We start from the raw sequence: 16,515 nt of genomic DNA on the forward strand, positions 1-16,515 counted from the left end.
TTAACCCGAGACCCTCCCGTTCTCCTAGTGTGTCCTTTCAGTGACTTCCTTCGACACCTCCCCGCAACTGAACGTCTGGCGCGCACTGCTCGCGCTGGCCGTGGTGTTCGTGATGCTGGCGACCACCGGCTGGACCGCTCTGCGCAGCCAGCGGAGCAGCACTCCGCTCCAGGCCTCGCTCTCGGCCTGGGAGCACGGCAGCATCGCCGGGCACCGGCTGCCGGACCCCGACGGGACGACTCCCCACCGTGTCGCCCGCTTCTTCGCCTCGCTCAGCGACCGGCAGCGCGTCACCCTCGCCCACCGCTACCCCCTCGCCGTCGGCAACATGAACGGCGCCCCCGTCGACCTGCGCTACCGCGCCAACCGCATCGCACTCGGCCAGGCCCGCAAGGTCGAGCTGAAACGGATGCACGACATCCGGCTCACCGCGGACGGCCAGCGGGACGCCGGAAAACGGATGCACCGCTACGAGTCCCTGCTGACCAAGGGCCGGCACATCCTCGCCTTCGACCCCGAGGGATCCGGCCGGATCGCCGAGGTCTTCGGCGACCTGAACAAGGCGGAACGGGTCTCGGTCGTCGTCCCCGGCGTCGACACCGACCTGCTCACCTTCCAGCGCACCCAGCGCAGATACTCCGCCCCGGTCGGCATGGCCCAGGCCCTGTACCGGGCCGAGCGCGAGGCGGGCCCGTCGACGCGTACGGCCGTCATCGCCTGGGCCGACTACACCACGCCCAACGGGCTCGGCATCGACTCCGCCACCGCGATGCGGGCGTCGGAGGGCGCGATCCGGCTGAACGCACTGGTCAGGGCGCTGCCCGGCAGCTCCCCCGTCTCCTTGTTCTGCCACAGCTACGGCTCCGTGCTGTGCGGTCTGGCCGCGCCCGTCCTGCCCGGCCGGGTGGTCGACATCGCGGTGGCCGGCAGCCCCGGGATGCGCACGACGAAGGCCTCCCACCTGCGCACCTCGGCCAACGTGTGGGCGATGCGGGACACCGACGACTGGATCCAGGACGTGCCCCATCTGGAACTCGGCGGACTGGGCCACGGGGCCGACCCGGTCTCCGCCGCGTTCGGCGCGCGCGTGCTCTCGGCGCACGGCGCGGACGGGCACAGCGGCTACTTCGTGCCGGGCACGGAGAGCCTGGCGAACTTCGCCGACATCGGGATTGGCGCATACCGCTCGGTGCACTGTGCCGACGATGCCGACGCCTGCCGGGTCGGTTTGCCCGGCACGGCGACGGTCGGACGCGCGTAGAGACGAAGGAACTGCGGTCTGCGCAGGGAGGGGACGAAGGAGCTCGTGCCGCATACGATGAGCCGCATGGGTGACGTACTGGCCGGATTTCATGCCGCCTGGGAGTTCGAGTCCGACTCCGTGCTCATCCGCTACGAACGAGGGATTCGAACACCCAAGCTGTTCCAGGCGCTGGGCGAGCGGCGGATCCCCCTGGACGCGCTCGCCGGGGTGACCCTCACCCCCGGCCGACGCGGCACGGTGGTCCTGCGCGCCGAACCGCGCGTCGGCGCCGACCCGTTGATGGAGGCGGCCGCGGACCAGCTCAAGGAGAGCTGCGACCCGTACCGGCTGGTGCTGCCGGCCGACAAGGAGACGCTCGCCGAGTACTACGCCGACGAGCTGCGTGCGCGGCTGAAGCAGGACAGTGGTGTGGCCGAGCGCTTCCTGGTACCGGCGCCCGAAGTGCCCCTCCAGTTCAAGGCCTACGACGGCAAGGCGTCCTTCGACGGCCGGACCGTGCGGTTCCGGTGGTTCTGGACGGGGGCCTCCTCCGCGAAGTGGAAAGCCGGCGACCAGAGTTTCGCGGTGTCGGAGCTGAGCGGGGTGGAGTGGCGGTCACCGGAGGTGCTGGAGGGCTATCTGCGGCTGCTGCGCGGGGAGTCTTCACCGGTGGCTCAGCCGGTGCAGGCCGATCAGGATCCGGCGGCGGTGGTGTTCGGGCTCGGGTATGGGCCTGTGCACGAGTCGTTGCCCTTCGCTGCCGCGGTGTTGGCGGCGGTGAAGGACCGTGGGACGGCGAGTGTCCCGGCGTCGGTGGTGCCGCGCCGGGACCCTGCGGATATTGCCGAGCGGATTCGGCATCTCGGGGAGTTGCATCAGGCCGGGTTGGTCACGGATGAGGAGTTCTCCGTGAAGAAGGCGGAGTTGTTGGCGGAGTTGTAGGTGCGTTTTCGGCTTTCCGCCCGGTGGGGGCTTGTCGCGCAGTTCCCCGCGCCCCTTAGGTTGGACTACTCCCGGCCTGCTGAAGCGAACCGCATGTCTGCGTAGCGGTCTCCTGCCACCTTCGCCGCGATCGGCTCCAGGAGTTCCAGTTCCTCCTTGGTGAGCTGGATACGGGTAGCCGCGGTGTTCTCCTCGACCCTGGACGGCTTGCGAGTGCCGGGGATCGGGATCACCGGTAGGGCGTGGACCGTTGTCTGCTGCTGGACCCAGGCCAGGGCGATCTGGCCCACGGATACCCCGTGGGTCTCGGCCACCGTGCGGATCGGGTCCAGGAGTGCCGCGTTCGTGGCCGCGTTGTCGCCGGTGAAGCGGGGCTGCTGGCGGCGGAAGTCGTCGGCGGTGAGGTCCTTGTCGGCGTTGGTGAAGGAGCCGGTGAGGAAGCCGCGGCCGAGCGGGGAGTACGGCACGAGGGTCACGCCGAGTTCGCGGGCCGTCGGGACGACCTGCGCCTCGATGTCCCGGCTGAACAGCGACCACTCCGACTGCACGGCGGCGATGGGGTGCACCGCCTGGGCCGCGCGCAGTTCGGCGGCCGTGACCTCGCTCAGGCCCAGGTGCTTGACCTTGCCCTCGCGCACCATGTCGGCCATGGCGCCGACGGACTCCTCGATCGGCACGTTCACATCGCGCCGGTGCATGTAGTAGAGGTCGATGGCGTCGACGTCCAGCCGCTTCAGGCTCGCCTCGACGGCCTGGCGGATGTAGGGCGGGTCGTTGCGGATGACCCGCCGGGTCGGGTCGTCCGACGGGATCGACAGGGCGAACTTGGTGGCGATCACGACCTCGTCGCGGTGCGCCTTGAAGAAGGGGGACAGGAACTTCTCGTTCTCGCCCGCACCGTAGGCGTCCGCCGTGTCGTACAGCGTGACGCCCAGTTCCAGCGCCCGTTCCAGGGTGGCCCGCGACTCCTTCGCGTCGCTCGGGCCGTAGGCGAAGCTCATGCCCATGCAGCCCAGGCCCTGCACGCCGACCTGGGGGCCGCCGTCGCCGAGTGCTGCCGTGGGGATCGTGCCGTCGGTCATCAGGACCTCTCCGACGCCAGGGCGCGCCCGGCGTCCGCGTAGAAACCGATCTTCCGGTCGAGGACCGCGAGCGTGTCCTGGAGTTCGGCGATCCGGGCGAGGACGTCCTCGCGGGTCGACTTCAGGAGCTCGAAACGGTCCCCGTAGGTGTGGTCGCCCTCGCGTACCAGTTCGGCGTACCGCACCATGTCCGCCACCGGCATACCGGTCAGCCGCAGCTTGCCGACGAGGTCGAGCCAGTCGAGGTCGCGGTTGCTGTAACGGCGCTGGCCGGTGTGGGAGCGGTCGATGTGCGGCATCAGGCCGATGCGCTCGTACCAGCGCAGGGTGTGCGCGGTCAGCCCGGTGATCGCGACGACCTCGCTGATCGTGTAGCTGTCCTGGCCCTCCGGGCGCCTGCGCGCGTGCGGCGGGGCCTCACAGCTGTCGGTCCTGGTACCCGGGGTCTCCATCACCGTCATGTCCTCAACGCTATGGCCTTGGAGTGCACTCGAAGCAAGCGGAACCGGTAAGAAATCGGCAGGACGCGGCACGGGTGGGCTGGCTAGCGTGCGGCCATGAGTCTTGTACGTCGTGCCGGGGCCCAGGACGTGGCGGAAGTACTGCGTCTGCGCCAGGTGATGATCGATTCCGTGTTCTCCGGCCGGAACGCCGCCGAGGCGTCCACCGAGTGGCAGTCCGCGTCGCTGCCGACCCTGCGGAGCCGGCTGGCCGAGCCGGACGGGGACTTCGTGGCCTTCGTCGTGGAGCATCCCGAGCGGCCGGGGGCGCTGGCCGCGCTGGCGGCCGGGACGGTGGAGTACCGGATCGGGCGGGCCGGGAATCCGCACGGGCGGATCGGTCATGTCTTCAGCGTCGCCACCGATCCGGACGCCCGGCGCCGCGGGTACGCGCGCGCGTGCGTGGAGGAGCTGCTCCAGTGGTTCCGGGAGCGGGACGTCCCGCAGGTGGACCTCAACGCGTCCGCCGAGGCCGAGCCGCTGTACGCGGCGCTGGGCTTCGTGCGCAAGCCCGACCCCTCGATGCGGCTGACGTTCTGAGGCGCTTAGGCTCGTGCGCATGTCCTTGCAGAGCCTCGCGTTGATCGAAGACTGGCCGGTTCCCACCGCCGCGGCGGCCGTCGTCCGGGCGGACGGGACGGTGGCCGGGGCCCACGGCCCGGTGGACCGGCGTTTCGCGCTGGCCTCCGTCACCAAGCCGCTCGCCGCCTACGCCGTCCTCGTCGCGTACGAGGAGGGGGCGATCGAGCTCGACGAGCCGGCCGGGCCGGCGGGGGCGACGGTGCGGCATCTGCTCGCGCACACCTCCGGGCTGGCGTTCGACGAGCACCGGGTGACGGCGGCGCCCGGGGAGCGGCGGCTGTACTCCAACGCCGGGTTCGAGCAGCTCGGGGACCATGTCGCGAAGGCGACGGACATTCCGTTCGGCGAGTATCTGCGGCAGGCGGTGCTGGAGCCGCTGGGGATGACCGGCACGACGCTGGACGGCTCCCCCGCGAAGGACGGTGTCTCGACCGTGTCGGACCTCGTGCGGTTCGCGGCCGAGGTGCAGGCGCCGCGGCTGCTCGATCCGCGTACGGTCGCCGAGGCGATGACGGTGCAGTATCCGGGTACGAAGGGCGTCCTGCCGGGGTACGGGCATCAGAACCCCAATGACTGGGGGCTGGGGTTCGAGATCCGGGACTCCAAGTCGCCGCACTGGACGGGGGGCTCGTCCTCGCCGCGTACCTTCGGGCACTTCGGGCAGTCCGGTACGTTTCTGTGGGTCGATCCGGATGCGGGGGTGGCGTGTGTCGCGCTCACCGATCGTGCGTTCGGGGCGTGGGCGGTCGAGGTGTGGCCGGTGTTCACGGATGCGGTGCTGGCGGAGGTGCGGGGTTGAGGGTGGGTTTTTTCTCGCCCCCGCCGCCCCTACCCGTCCCATCCCTGGGGGCTGCGTCCCCAGACCCCCCTGTCGGCCCTGAAGGGGCCTCGTCCTCAAACGCCGGACGGGCTGAGAAACCCAGGGGCGCGGGGCTGTGCTGAATATGCGGCTACCGCCGCGCGGGCGCGACCAGCCCCCACCCAGCCGCAGCCAGCGACGAAGGCTGAAAGGGCGGACCGTGTCAGGGCTGCAGCTCCCAGATCAGTAGTTCCGCCTGTGTCGTCGCCTCCGCCTCCAAGTTCTTCGCGTCGGTGATGCGGGCCGCGTCTCCCGCTCTCAAGTCCTCCTCGCCCAGGCGTACTTCGCCACGTACGACGTGGACGTAGGCGTGTCGGGCGTCGGGGACGGCCGTGCGCTCGCCCGCTGTCAGTCGGCGTACGTGGAGGAGTGCGCCCGCCTCGGGGACGGCGTACGGGGTGGAGTCGGCGATGCCCGGGACGATCTCGTACGACGGGTCGCCGCCGGGGGTCAGGGGGGCCAGCCACATCTGGACGAAGGTGAGGGGGGCTGAGCCGTCGTTGCGTTCCACGTGGCGGACGCCGCCGGCCGAGCTCAGGCGCTGTACGTCACCGGGACGGACCCGGGTCTCGTGGCCGGTGGAGTCCCGGTGGGTCAGCTCGCCCTCCAGGACCCAGGTGACGATCTCGGTGTGGCTGTGGGGGTGTTCGTCGAAGCCGGCGCCGGGGGCGAGGCGTTCCTCGTTGCAGGCGATCAGGGCGCCGAATCGGAGGTTGTCGGGGTCGTAGTGCGGGCCGAAGGAGAAGGCGTGCCACGACTCGATGCCGGCCTCGGCCTCGCCACCCCGGTAGCGCTCCGCTGCGCGCCGTACATCCATCACGACCCCCACGGTACTGCCGCAAGCCACCATGAACACCGGCATAAAGCGCCCCGAAGGCGACCGAGCCATCCTGATGGTGCAGGCTTGTGCCCGTGCCCGAACCCGAATCCCGCCCTGGTGGCGTACCCGCGTCCGACGTCCATCCGCACCCCGCGACCCTGAAGCGGCTGGAGAAGTCGTCCGGCAGTCTCGCCGCGCAGGCGATCACGCGCATGGACGAGACGTTGCCGTGGTACCGGGCCATGCCGCCGGAGAACCGGTCGTGGATCGGGCTGGTGGCGCAGGCCGGTATCGCGGCGTTCACGGAGTGGTTCCGGCATCCGGACGCCCCCCAGGCCATCTCCACCGATGTCTTCGGCACCGCGCCGCGTGAGCTGACCCGGGCCATCACGCTGCGGCAGACCGTCGAGATGGTGCGCACCACGATCGAGGTGATGGAGAGCGCGATCGACGAGGTCGCGGCGCCCGGCGACGAGAGCGTCCTGCGGGAGGCGCTGCTCGTCTACGCCCGCGAGATCGCCTTCGCCACCGCCCAGGTGTACGCCCAGGCCGCCGAGGCACGCGGCGCCTGGGACGCCCGGCTGGAGTCGCTCGTCGTCAACGCCGTGCTCAGCGGGGAGGCGGACGAGGGCGCGGTGAGCCGGGCGTCGGCCCTGGGATGGAACGCGCCCGAGCATGTGTGCGTGGTGCTGGGGACCGCCCCCGACGGCGACTCGGAGCTGACCGTCGAGGCGATCCGGCGGGCCGCCCGGCATGCCAAGCTCCAGGTCCTCACCGGGGTACTGGGGGCCCGGCTGGTCGTCATCGCGGGCGGCAGCGACAGCCCGCTGGCGGTGGCCAAGTCTCTGATCGGGCCTTTTGCCGCCGGGCCGGTCGTCGCGGGGCCCGTCGTACCCGATCTGCTGGCCGCGACCCGGTCCGCGCAGGCCGCCGCCGCGGGGCTCAAGGCGTGTTCGGCCTGGCAGGACGCACCGCGGCCGGTACTGGCGGACGATCTGCTTCCGGAACGCGCGATCGCCGGGGACCCGAGCGCACGTGAGCAATTGGTGGAGGAGATCTACAGACCGCTGGAGGAGGCCGGGTCCGCGCTTCTGGAGACGCTGGCGGTCTATCTCGAACAGGCGAGCAGTCTCGAAGGCGCCGCGCGTATGCTCTTCGTTCATCCGAACACCGTGCGCTACCGGCTCCGACGTGTGACTGACGTCACCGGCTGGTCACCGTCGGATGTACGTTCGGCGTTCACGCTACGGATCGCGCTCATCCTGGGACGTCTGGTCGACGGGGATCTTCAGCTCTAGTCTTTTGTCGGGGCCCTACAAAACCCCCTCGTGTTCTTCGTCCCTGTCCCCACGGGCGGTCGTGGCCGTCCCCAAGAGAGAGTGTGAGAGTGCTCGTACTCGTCGCTCCCGGCCAGGGCGCCCAGACGCCCGGCTTCCTGACTCCCTGGCTCGACCTCCCCGGTGTCCGCGGTGCCATCGAGGCATGGTCCGACGCCGTGGGACTCGACCTCGTCCGCTACGGCACCGAGGGCGACGCGGAGGAGATCCGCGACACCGCGGTGGCCCAGCCGCTGCTGGTGGCGGCCGGGCTGGCCTCCGCGTACGCCCTGTTCGACGACCCGGCCGACCTGCCCCGCACGGTGGGTGCCGTCGCCGGTCACAGCGTCGGCGAGCTGACCGCCGCCGGTCTCGCCGGGGTGCTCCCCGACGAGGAGATCGTCCGCCTGGTCCGCGCCCGCGGCCTGGCCATGGCCGAGGCCGCCGCAATCACCGCGACCGGTATGTCGGCGCTGCTCGGCGGCGACCCCGCGGTGAGCGTCGCGCACCTGGAGAAGCTCGGCCTGACCCCGGCGAACGTCAACGGCGCCGGCCAGATCGTGGCCGCCGGCACGCTGGAGCAACTCGCCGTACTGAACGAGGACAAGCCCGAGGGCGTCCGCAAGGTGATCCCGCTGAAGGTCGCCGGCGCCTTCCACACGCACCACATGGCTCCCGCGGTCGACGCGCTGGCGAAGGCCGCCGAGGCCCTCACGCCCGCCGACCCGAAGCTCCCCTACGTCTCCAACAAGGACGGGCGGACCGTGGGCACCGGCGCCGAGGTCCTCACGCGCCTGGTCGGCCAGGTGGCCAACCCGGTCCGCTGGGACCTGTGCATGGAGACGTTCAAGGAGCTCGGCGTGACCGCGATCATCGAGGTCGCCCCGGGCGGCACGCTGGTCGGCCTCGCCAAGCGCGCCCTGCCCGGCGTGAAGACGCTGGCCCTGAAGACCCCCGACGACCTCGACGCCGCTCGCGAGCTCATCGCCGAGACGACCACATCCGCCGCCGACGCGGCGGGTGCCTGAGAAGGAGCCGAGCAGCATGTCGAAGATCAAGCCCAGCAAGGGCGCCCCGTACGCGCGCATCCTCGGTGTGGGCGGCTACCGCCCGACCCGGGTCGTGCCGAACGAGGTGATCCTCGAGACGATCGACTCCTCCGACGAGTGGATCCGTTCGCGCTCCGGCATCGAGACCAGGCACTGGGCGAACGACGAGGAGACCGTCGCCGCCATGTCGATCGAGGCGTCCGGCAAGGCGATCGCCGACGCCGGGATCTCCGCCGAGCAGATCGGCGGCGTGATCGTCTCGACCGTCTCGCACTTCAAGCAGACCCCGGCCGTCGCCACCGAGATCGCCGACAAGCTCGGCACGAACAAGGCCGCCGCCTTCGACATCTCGGCCGGCTGCGCGGGCTTCGGCTACGGCCTCACCCTCGCCAAGGGCATGATCGTCGAGGGCAGCGCGGAGTACGTCCTCGTCATCGGCGTGGAGCGGCTCTCCGACCTGACGGACCTGGAGGACCGGGCCACGGCCTTCCTGTTCGGCGACGGCGCCGGCGCGGTCGTCGTGGGCCCGTCCAAGGAGCCGGCGATCGGCCCCACGGTCTGGGGCTCGGAGGGCGACAAGTCCGAGACGATCAAGCAGACCGTGCCGTGGACGGACTACCGCGAGGGCACGGTCGCCAAGTTCCCCGCCATCACGCAGGAGGGCCAGGCGGTGTTCCGCTGGGCCGTCTTCGAGATGGCGAAGGTCGCCAAGGAGGCGCTGGACGCCGCCGGCATCAGCCCTGACGACCTGGATGTCTTCATTCCCCACCAGGCCAACGAGCGGATCATCGACTCGATGGTGAAGACACTCAAGCTGCCGGAGTCCGTCACGGTCGCACGTGACGTACGCACCACCGGCAACACCTCGGCCGCCTCGATCCCGCTCGCGATGGAGCGGCTCCTGGCGACCGGCGAGGCGAAGAGCGGCGACACCGCGCTCGTCATCGGCTTCGGGGCGGGTCTCGTCTACGCCGCGACTGTCGTTACCCTCCCCTAGGCACTCCGTGCCGGATCACCCGGTCCGGTGCGGGTTCCCTTGCCACACCCTCTGGATACATACGAAGGAGCGCCTCACATGGCCGCCACTCAGGAAGAGATCGTCGCCGGTCTCGCCGACATCGTGAACGAGATCGCCGGCATCCCGGTCGAGGACGTCCAGCTGGACAAGTCCTTCACCGACGACCTGGACGTCGACTCGCTGTCCATGGTCGAGGTCGTCGTCGCCGCCGAGGAGCGCTTCGACGTCAAGATCCCCGACGAGGACGTCAAGAACCTCAAGACCGTCGGCGACGCGACCAACTACATCCTCAAGCACCAGGCCTGATCCTCAGGGCTGGTGCCTGCCCCGCCACCCGGCGGTGGCGCCGCTGAATCCCGATCCGTTGGAGAAAGAATTCCCGTGAGCTCGACCAATCGCACCGTGGTCGTCACCGGTATCGGCGCAACCACACCGCTGGGTGGCGACGCAGCCTCTACCTGGGAGGGACTGGTCGCCGGCAAGTCCGGCGTCAAGCCCCTGGAGCAGGAGTGGGCCGCCGAGCAGGCGGTCCGTATCGCCGCGCAGATCGCGGTGGAACCGTCCGAGGTCATCCCGCGGCCGCAGGCCCGACGGCTGGACCGCTCGGCGCAGTTCGCGCTGATCGCCGCCCAGGAGGCCTGGAAGGACGCCGGCTTCACCGGCAAGGCCGGGGAGGACGGCTCCGACGGGGCCGTCGACCCCGACCGGCTCGGTGCGGTCATCGCCTCCGGCATCGGTGGCGTGACGACCCTCCTCGACCAGTACGACGTGCTGAAGGAGAAGGGCGTCCGCCGCGTCTCCCCGCACACCGTGCCCATGCTGATGCCGAACAGCCCCTCCGCCAACGTGGGCCTCCTCGTGGGTGCCCGGGCGGGCGTGCACACGCCGGTCTCGGCCTGCGCGTCGGGTGCCGAGGCCATCGGCTACGCCATCGAGATGATCCGCACCGGCCGCGCCGACGTCGTCGTCGCCGGTGGTACGGAGGCGGCCATCCACGCGCTGCCCATCGCCGCGTTCGGCAACATGATGGCGATGTCCAAGAACAACGACGACCCCGAGGGCGCCTCGCGTCCCTACGACACCGCGCGTGACGGCTTCGTCATGGGCGAGGGTGCCGGCGTGATCGTCCTGGAGTCCGCCGAGCACGCCGCGAAGCGCGGGGTACGGGTGTACGCCGAGGCGGTCGGGCAGGGCATCTCCGCCGACGCCCACGACATCGTGCAGCCCGAGCCGGAGGGGCGGGGCATCTCGCACGCCCTGCAGAACCTGCTGGACCGCACCGACCTGGACCCGGCGGAGATCGTGCACGTCAACGCGCACGCGACGTCGACGCCGGCCGGTGACATCGCCGAGCTGAAGGCGCTGCGGAAGGTGTTCGGCGACGACGCGGACCACATGGCGGTCTCCGCGACCAAGTCGATGACCGGGCATCTGCTGGGTGGCGCGGGTGGTGTCGAGTCGGTCGCGACCGTGCTCGCGCTCTACCACCGGGTGGCTCCGCCGACCATCAACGTCGAGAACATCGATCCCGAGGCCGAGGCCAACGCGGATGTGGTGCGGGGTGAGGCTCGGAAGCTGCCTGTTGAGGGCCGTATCGCCGCGCTGAACGACTCGTTCGGCTTTGGTGGGCACAACGTGGTTCTGGCGTTCCGTACGGTGTCGTAGGCGCCGTCAGGTGGACGTGGCCCGGTCTCCTGGTGGAGGTCGGGCCATCGCCGTTGTGGGACCTGTTGTGTGCCGGCTGCCTGCCCGGTGGGGGCTGTCGCGCAGTTCCCCGCGCCCCTTAGGTTGGCTGCCCCTAGCTTGGTTCAGACGACCTGTCAGACGACCTGGTGGAGCCAGCGGACCGGGGCGCCCTCGCCGGCGTACCGGAAAGGCTCCAGTTCGTCGTCCCAGGGCTTGCCCAGGAGTTTGGAGAGTTCGGCTTCCAGGTCGGTCTCGCCGCGTTGGGAGCGGGTGAGGGCGGCGCGGAGGCGGTCCTCGGGGATGAGGATGTCGCCGTGGATGCCGGTGACGGCGTGGAAGATGCCCAGCTCGGGGGTGCAGCTGTAGCGCTCGCCCTCGGCGGTGGCGCAGGGCTCGGCGGTGACCTCGAAGCGCAGGAGGTGCCAGCCGCGCAGGGCGGAGGCGAGTTTGGAGGCGGTGCCGGGCTCGGCCTGCCAGGAGAACTCCGAACGCCAGGTTCCGGGGGCGGCGGGCTGCCGGATCCAGTCGAGGTTGACGCGCGTGCCGAGCACCCCGGCGACGGCCCACTCGACGTGCGGGCACAGCGCGCGCGGCGCGGAGTGCACGTACAGAACTCCACGTGTCGTCACCGGGACCTCCGGGCAGAGCGGGACAGTTTTGCAGGCTGGCGTGGCGGGTGGTGGCAGGCAGCCACGTTGAGGGCGAGGCTACCGTGCGGCGGCGCAAGGAGTGTGACGTACCGTCGGTCCCGATGCCCCGAAACGCCCGCCATTCACCCGGCAGGACGCTAGTACGGGGGTGATCCGTTCCCGCGGGAGCGATCAGGAACTCACGGGCGCCGTGATCCGGGAACTCCCGAACGTTGTCAGTAGCGGGGGACATCGTCGACCGGAGGGGATCAGCACCGGATGAGGAAGCAGACCCGGCGTTCACGGGCCGCCGTCGCCGTCCTGACGGCGGCCGTCCTGGGCCTCGCCGGCTGTGACGCCGTCGGCGGAGACGCGTCGGCTCCCGAGGAACCCCGGAAGCCCAAGCCGTCCCCGACGCCGGTGTGGGACAGCAGCCCCGCCTCGATGGCCGCGGTGGGCGACTCCATCACGCGCGGCTTCGACGCCTGCTCGGTGCTGGCGGACTGCCCCGAGGTGTCCTGGGCGACCGGCGGCAGCGACGAGGTCGACAGTCTCGCCGTACGCCTGCTGGGGAGGGCGAAGGCGGCGACGCGGAGCTGGAACCACGCGGTGAGCGGGGCGCGGATGGCGGATCTGTCCGGGCAGATGTCCCAGGCGGCCGCGCACACTCCCGGCCTGGTCACGGTGATGGTGGGCGCCAATGACGCCTGCCGGGACTCCACGAGCGCGATGACGTCGGTGGCCGACTTCCGGGCCGGCTTCGAGGACGCGCTGGGCGTGCTGCGGAAGAAGGCGCCCCGGGCGCAGGTGTACGTGGCGAGCGTGCCGAACCTGAAGCGGCTGTGGTCCGAGGGGCGGACCAATCCGCTGGGCAAGCAGGTGTGGAAGCTCGGGATATGCCCGTCGATGCTGGCCGACGCGGACGCCCTGGACGCGGCGGCGACCGAGCGGCGGGACACCGTGCAGGAGCGGGTGGAGGCCTACAACGACGTACTGAAGGGGGTGTGCGCGAAGGACGAGCGCTGCCGGTTCGACGGGGGCGCGGTGTACGACTACCGGTTCGGCACCGATCAGCTGAGCCACTGGGACTGGTTCCATCCGAGCGTGAACGGACAGGCCCGGCTGGCGGAGATCGCTTACCGCAAGGTCACCTCCGTCACCTAAAGTTCCGCACATGAACGAACTCTTCGCCACACTTTCCGACGGCACCCCGGTCCACCGCTGGACCCTGGAGCGGGCGGGGGTCCGGGTACGGATCCTGTCGTACGGCGGGATCGTGCAGTCGGCGGAGGTTCCGGACCGGGACGGGCACGTGGCGAACGTGGTGCTGGGGTTCGAGGACGTGGACGGATATGTGGGGCACCCGGGGCCGTATTTCGGCGCGCTGATCGGGCGGTACGCGAACCGGATCGCGGGCGGGCGTTTCGAGCTGGACGGGCGGACGTACGCGCTGGCGCGCAACAACGCGCCCAACTCCCTGCACGGCGGCGAGAACGGCTTCGACAAGCGGGTGTGGGCCATGGACCCGGCCGGTGCGCACGGGGTGCGGCTCAGCCGGGTCGGTCCGCACGGCGAGGAGGGCTTCCCGGGGCGGATCGAGGTCGCGGTGACCTACACGCTGGAGGAGTCCGGCGCGCTGCGGATCGCCTACGAGGCGGTCACGGACGCGCCGACCGTGGTGAACCTGACCAACCACAGCTACTTCAACCTGAGCGGCTCCGGGAACGCGGGCGGGCACGAACTGCGGATCGCCGCCTCGCGGTTCACCCCCGTCGACGCGGACCTGATCCCGACCGGGGTGCTGGAGGAGGTCGCCGGCTCACGCTTCGACTTCCGTGGGGCGCGCAAGGTCGGTTCCGGCTACGACCACAACTTCGTGCTGGACAAGGGCGTGACCGAGGCTCCGGTCGAGGTGGGCGAGTTGTACGACCCGGTGTCCGGCAGGGTCCTGACGGTGGCGACCACCGAGCCGGGGCTCCAGCTGTACACCGCCGACCATCTGGACGAGCCCTTCGCGCCCGGTGACGGCATCGCCCTGGAGACGCAGCACTTCCCGGACTCCCCGAACCGGCCGGAGTTCCCGAGCACGGTGCTGCGGCCGGGCGAGGTGTTCCGGTCGGAGACGGTGTACGGGTTCGGCACGCGGTAGGGCGCTGTCGCCGCTTGGCGGTAGGGCGCTGTCACCCCTTGTACGTCATGAGCCCCGGCCCAGGGGTCAGGTCCCGGGCCGGGGCTGCTCGTGGGGAGCGGTGCTCCCGGCTCAGACGTTAGTCGTCGCGGTGAGGCGGCGGTCGGCGATGGACCGCCCGGCCTGGATCTCGTACGAACCCTTCACAAACGACCACGACGCGGTCCGCTCGTCCCAGATCTCGAAGGCCCGGCGCGGCAGTTCCACGGTGACCTCGACGCTTTCGCCGGGGCCCGCCGCCGCGCTCGCGAAGCCGGCCAGCCGCCGGGCGGGGCGCTCGTCGCCGGGCTCGGCGGGGGCCAGATACACCTGCACGACCTCGCGGCCGGCACGGGTGCCGGAGTTGCGGACACGGACGGTGACGGTCGTCCCGCGGACCTCGACGGACTCGTAGGTCCAGTCGGTGTAGCCGAGTCCGTGGCCGAAGGGATAGGCGGGTGTCCTGCCCGCCTTGTCCCAGGCGCCGTAGCCGATGAACACGCCCTCGGAGTACGGGAGTTCGCCGTGCTCGGGGACGACCCGGGTGACGGGGGCGTCGGCCAGGGTGCCCCAGGTGGTGGGGAGGCGGCCGCCGGGCTCCTGGACGCCGGTGAGGACGTCGGCGAGGGCGGTGCCGCCCTCCTGGCCGGGGAACCAGTCGAGGAGGATCGCGGCGACCTCCTCGCGCCACGGAAGTTCCACCGGAGAGCCGGAGTTGACCACCACGACCGTGTTCGGGTTGGCGGCGGCGACCGCGTGGACCAGGTCGTCCTGGTGGCCGGGGAGGGTGAGGTCGGTGCGGTCGAAGCCCTCGGACTCGACGCGTTCGGTGGTGGCGACCACGACGACGGCGGTGTCGGCGTCGCGGGCCGCGGCGACCGCCTCGGCGATCAGGTCGTCCGGCTCGCGCCGCGGGTCCTGGTGGGCGAGGGCGAAGATGACCGCCTTCATCGGGACGTCGTCGGGGATGTCCACGACATGGGTGAGGGAGACCTCGACCGGTTCCCCGGCGGTGAGGTCGACCTCGGCGTGCGGCACGGGGGCGCCGAAGAAGGTGATGAAGGGGTCGTCCTTGCCGGGGATCTGGGTGTCGTCGTAGTACGTGGTGCCCTCGACGGTGAGCCGGAAGGCGCCGACGCCCTGGATGCCGAAGGTGTGCGTGCCGCTCTCGCGCGGGGTGAAGGTGCCGGTCAGTTCGACGGTGTGCAGGCGGTCGTGGGTGACGCCTTCGGGCAGGGCCGCCGGGCCCATCCACTTGATCTGGCCGCCGGGGGCGGAGTCGGAGCCGAGGACGCTCCCGTCGGCGTCCCGGCAGACGGCACGCAGGGCGAACCCGGGGTCGAAGACGGAGAGTTCGGTGTTGGGGTCGGCGCCGACGGCGTAGGTCAGGGCGCCCTCGGGGAGGGCGGCGGTGAGGCCGTCGAGCGGGGAGACGACCCGGGCGGGGAAGACGGTGGCGGAGCCGCCGCCGAGGACGCGGGCGTCGCGGGCGGCGGCGCCGATGAGGGCGACCTTGCCCGGCTTCAGCGGAAGGGCACCCCGGTTGCGGACCAGGACGAAGGAGCGGCGGGCGATCTCGCGGGCCAGCGCGGTGCCGTCGACGGTCTCCGGCAGCTCGGTGACGACCGGTTCGGCGCCTTCCAGGATGCCGACGCGGGCGGCGAGCCGCAGGACGTTGCGCACGGCCTGGTCGACCGTGGACTCGGCGACCTTGCCGTCCCGGACGGCCTGGGCGAGGGCCTCGCCGTACACGGTCCGCGGGCCGGGCATCGCGACGTCGAGGCCGCCCTCGATGGCGTCGACCGTGGAGCGGGCGGCGAGCCAGTCGGAGACGTTGAAGCCGTCGAAGCCCCATTCGCCGCGCAGGACCTCGTTCACCAGGTACCGGTGCTCGGTCATCGTCGTGCCGTTGACCGTGTTGTAGGCGGTCATGATGCCCCAGGGGTGGGCGTTCTCGACGATGTGCTCGAAGGGGGCCAGGTACAGCTCGCGCAGGGTGCGTTCGGAGAGCAGGTTGTTCACGGTGAAGCGGTCGGTCTCGGCGTCGTTGGCGACGAAGTGCTTGACGGTGGTGCCGACACCGCCGGACTGGACGCCGGTGACGTAGGCCGCGCCGATCCGCCCGGTGAGGTACGGGTCCTCGCTGTAGGCCTCGAAGTGGCGGCCGCCGAGCGGAGAGCGGTGCAGGTTGACCGTGGGCGCGAGCAGGACGTGGACGCCCTTGCGGCGGGCCTCCTGGGCGAGCAGCACCCCTGCCCTGCGGGCGAGTTCGGGGTCCCAGGTGGCGGCGAGGGCGGTGGGCGAGGGCAGCGCGACGGACGGGTCCTCGGCGGTCCAGCGCACGCCCCGGACGCCGATCGGGCCGTCGGACATGACGAGGGACTTGAGGCCGATCCCGGGGAGGGCGGGCAGGGTCCACATGTCCTGGCCGGAGAGCAGGGCGGCCTTGGCGTCGAGGTCGAGCGCGGCGAGGGCGCGCTCGACGACCGCCTCACGGGATGCGTCGGCCTGGGTGCGGGGTGCCGCCATCGCGGTGCCTCCTCGTCGAGTCCTGCCCCGGGACGGGTCCCGGGCGTGCCTCCATCCTGCATCGGTTACCTGTGACGCGGTAGGTTTCGTTAC

16 protein-coding genes are annotated in these 16,515 nt (G+C 71.1%); 11 read left to right on the top strand and 5 right to left on the bottom strand.

Annotation, left to right across the window (positions count from 1 at the left end):
• Positions 1–40: 40 nt before the first annotated feature.
• Complete coding sequence (locus K4B79_RS15385) at positions 41–1,261, top strand: alpha/beta hydrolase (protein ID WP_232027142.1); 1,221 nt, start codon at positions 41–43, stop codon at positions 1,259–1,261.
• 57 nt (positions 1,262–1,318) lie between these two features.
• Entirely contained in the window at positions 1,319–2,185 is an 867-nt protein-coding gene (locus K4B79_RS15390) for a DUF4429 domain-containing protein (protein ID WP_232027584.1), read from the top strand.
• Positions 2,186–2,250: 65 nt separating this feature from the next.
• On the opposite strand, the gene K4B79_RS15395 is transcribed toward K4B79_RS15390, so the two are convergent.
• Positions 2,251–3,267, bottom strand: coding sequence for an aldo/keto reductase (locus K4B79_RS15395; protein ID WP_232027143.1), 1,017 nt, complete (start codon positions 3,265–3,267; stop codon positions 2,251–2,253).
• Positions 3,267–3,728 (bottom strand): MerR family transcriptional regulator, encoded by a 462-nt coding sequence (locus K4B79_RS15400; protein WP_232027144.1) that lies wholly within the window; start codon positions 3,726–3,728, stop codon positions 3,267–3,269. Before K4B79_RS15400 ends, K4B79_RS15395 begins: the two co-directional genes overlap by 1 nt.
• 96 nt (positions 3,729–3,824) lie before the next feature.
• Here K4B79_RS15400 and K4B79_RS15405 point away from each other — a divergent pair, with 96 nt between their 5' ends.
• Positions 3,825–4,307 (top strand): GNAT family N-acetyltransferase, encoded by a 483-nt coding sequence (locus tag K4B79_RS15405; protein WP_232027145.1) that lies wholly within the window; start codon positions 3,825–3,827, stop codon positions 4,305–4,307.
• Positions 4,308–4,326: 19 nt separating this feature from the next.
• Positions 4,327–5,148: a serine hydrolase domain-containing protein gene (locus tag K4B79_RS15410; RefSeq protein WP_232027146.1), complete on the top strand. Its 822-nt coding sequence runs from the start codon at positions 4,327–4,329 to the stop codon at positions 5,146–5,148.
• Between the two features lie 223 nt (positions 5,149–5,371).
• Here K4B79_RS15410 and K4B79_RS15415 read toward each other — a convergent pair whose 3' ends face one another.
• Entirely contained in the window at positions 5,372–6,025 is a 654-nt protein-coding gene (locus tag K4B79_RS15415) for a pirin family protein (RefSeq protein WP_232027586.1), read from the bottom strand.
• Between the two features lie 95 nt (positions 6,026–6,120).
• Here K4B79_RS15415 and K4B79_RS15420 point away from each other — a divergent pair, with 95 nt between their 5' ends.
• The 5 genes from K4B79_RS15420 (at position 6,121) to K4B79_RS15440 (ending at position 11,076) form a co-directional block, all read left to right on the top strand.
• On the top strand, positions 6,121–7,326 hold the full coding sequence (locus tag K4B79_RS15420; protein WP_232027147.1) for a PucR family transcriptional regulator: 1,206 nt from the start codon (positions 6,121–6,123) through the stop codon (positions 7,324–7,326).
• Positions 7,327–7,415: 89 nt separating this feature from the next.
• Positions 7,416–8,372: an ACP S-malonyltransferase gene (locus tag K4B79_RS15425; RefSeq protein ID WP_232027148.1), complete on the top strand. Its 957-nt coding sequence runs from the start codon at positions 7,416–7,418 to the stop codon at positions 8,370–8,372.
• A 16-nt stretch (positions 8,373–8,388) separates the two neighbouring features.
• Positions 8,389–9,390, top strand: a complete 1,002-nt coding sequence (locus tag K4B79_RS15430; protein WP_232027149.1) for a ketoacyl-ACP synthase III — start codon at positions 8,389–8,391, stop codon at positions 9,388–9,390.
• 78 nt (positions 9,391–9,468) lie between these two features.
• A complete protein-coding gene (locus K4B79_RS15435) occupies positions 9,469–9,717 on the top strand; it encodes an acyl carrier protein (RefSeq protein ID WP_030931809.1) in 249 nt (82 codons plus the stop codon).
• Positions 9,718–9,792: 75 nt separating this feature from the next.
• Positions 9,793–11,076, top strand: a complete 1,284-nt coding sequence (locus K4B79_RS15440) for a beta-ketoacyl-[acyl-carrier-protein] synthase family protein (protein ID WP_232027150.1) — start codon at positions 9,793–9,795, stop codon at positions 11,074–11,076.
• Between the two features lie 155 nt (positions 11,077–11,231).
• On the opposite strand, the gene K4B79_RS15445 is transcribed toward K4B79_RS15440, so the two are convergent.
• Entirely contained in the window at positions 11,232–11,726 is a 495-nt protein-coding gene (locus K4B79_RS15445) for a DUF3145 domain-containing protein (protein ID WP_232027151.1), read from the bottom strand.
• Between the two features lie 279 nt (positions 11,727–12,005).
• Between K4B79_RS15445 and K4B79_RS15450 the strand changes: the two genes are divergently transcribed.
• A complete protein-coding gene (locus tag K4B79_RS15450) occupies positions 12,006–12,890 on the top strand; it encodes an SGNH/GDSL hydrolase family protein (protein WP_232027152.1) in 885 nt (294 codons plus the stop codon).
• Positions 12,891–12,900: 10 nt separating this feature from the next.
• On the top strand, positions 12,901–13,875 hold the full coding sequence (locus K4B79_RS15455; RefSeq protein ID WP_232027153.1) for an aldose epimerase family protein: 975 nt from the start codon (positions 12,901–12,903) through the stop codon (positions 13,873–13,875).
• A gap of 111 nt (positions 13,876–13,986) precedes the next feature.
• Here the strand turns inward: K4B79_RS15455 and K4B79_RS15460 are convergent, their stop codons facing one another.
• Positions 13,987–16,422 carry a beta-glucosidase gene (locus tag K4B79_RS15460; RefSeq protein WP_232027154.1) on the bottom strand — a complete coding sequence of 812 codons (2,436 nt, stop codon included), beginning with the start codon at positions 16,420–16,422 and terminating at the stop codon, positions 13,987–13,989.
• Positions 16,423–16,515: the final 93 nt, after the last annotated feature.

The organism is Streptomyces lincolnensis, assembly GCF_021173675.1.
Classification (GTDB): Bacteria; Actinomycetota; Actinomycetes; order Streptomycetales; family Streptomycetaceae; genus Streptomyces; species Streptomyces lincolnensis_B.

Bases quoted from the DNA above. Each gene is read 5' to 3' on its own strand.
- K4B79_RS15410 (WP_232027146.1), top strand. From the start codon at position 4,327: ATGTCCTTGCAGAGCCTCGCGTTGATCGAAGACTGGCCGGTTCCCACC.
- K4B79_RS15435 (WP_030931809.1), top strand. From the start codon at position 9,469: ATGGCCGCCACTCAGGAAGAGATCGTCGCCGGTCTCGCCGACATCGTG.
- K4B79_RS15415 (WP_232027586.1), bottom strand. From the start codon at position 6,025: ATGGATGTACGGCGCGCAGCGGAGCGCTACCGGGGTGGCGAGGCCGAG.
- K4B79_RS15395 (WP_232027143.1), bottom strand. From the start codon at position 3,267: ATGACCGACGGCACGATCCCCACGGCAGCACTCGGCGACGGCGGCCCC.
- K4B79_RS15460 (WP_232027154.1), bottom strand. From the start codon at position 16,422: ATGGCGGCACCCCGCACCCAGGCCGACGCATCCCGTGAGGCGGTCGTC.
- K4B79_RS15390 (WP_232027584.1), top strand. From the start codon at position 1,319: ATGAGCCGCATGGGTGACGTACTGGCCGGATTTCATGCCGCCTGGGAG.
- K4B79_RS15430 (WP_232027149.1), top strand. From the start codon at position 8,389: ATGTCGAAGATCAAGCCCAGCAAGGGCGCCCCGTACGCGCGCATCCTC.
- K4B79_RS15455 (WP_232027153.1), top strand. From the start codon at position 12,901: ATGAACGAACTCTTCGCCACACTTTCCGACGGCACCCCGGTCCACCGC.
- K4B79_RS15400 (WP_232027144.1), bottom strand. From the start codon at position 3,728: ATGACGGTGATGGAGACCCCGGGTACCAGGACCGACAGCTGTGAGGCC.
- K4B79_RS15450 (WP_232027152.1), top strand. From the start codon at position 12,006: ATGAGGAAGCAGACCCGGCGTTCACGGGCCGCCGTCGCCGTCCTGACG.
- K4B79_RS15405 (WP_232027145.1), top strand. From the start codon at position 3,825: ATGAGTCTTGTACGTCGTGCCGGGGCCCAGGACGTGGCGGAAGTACTG.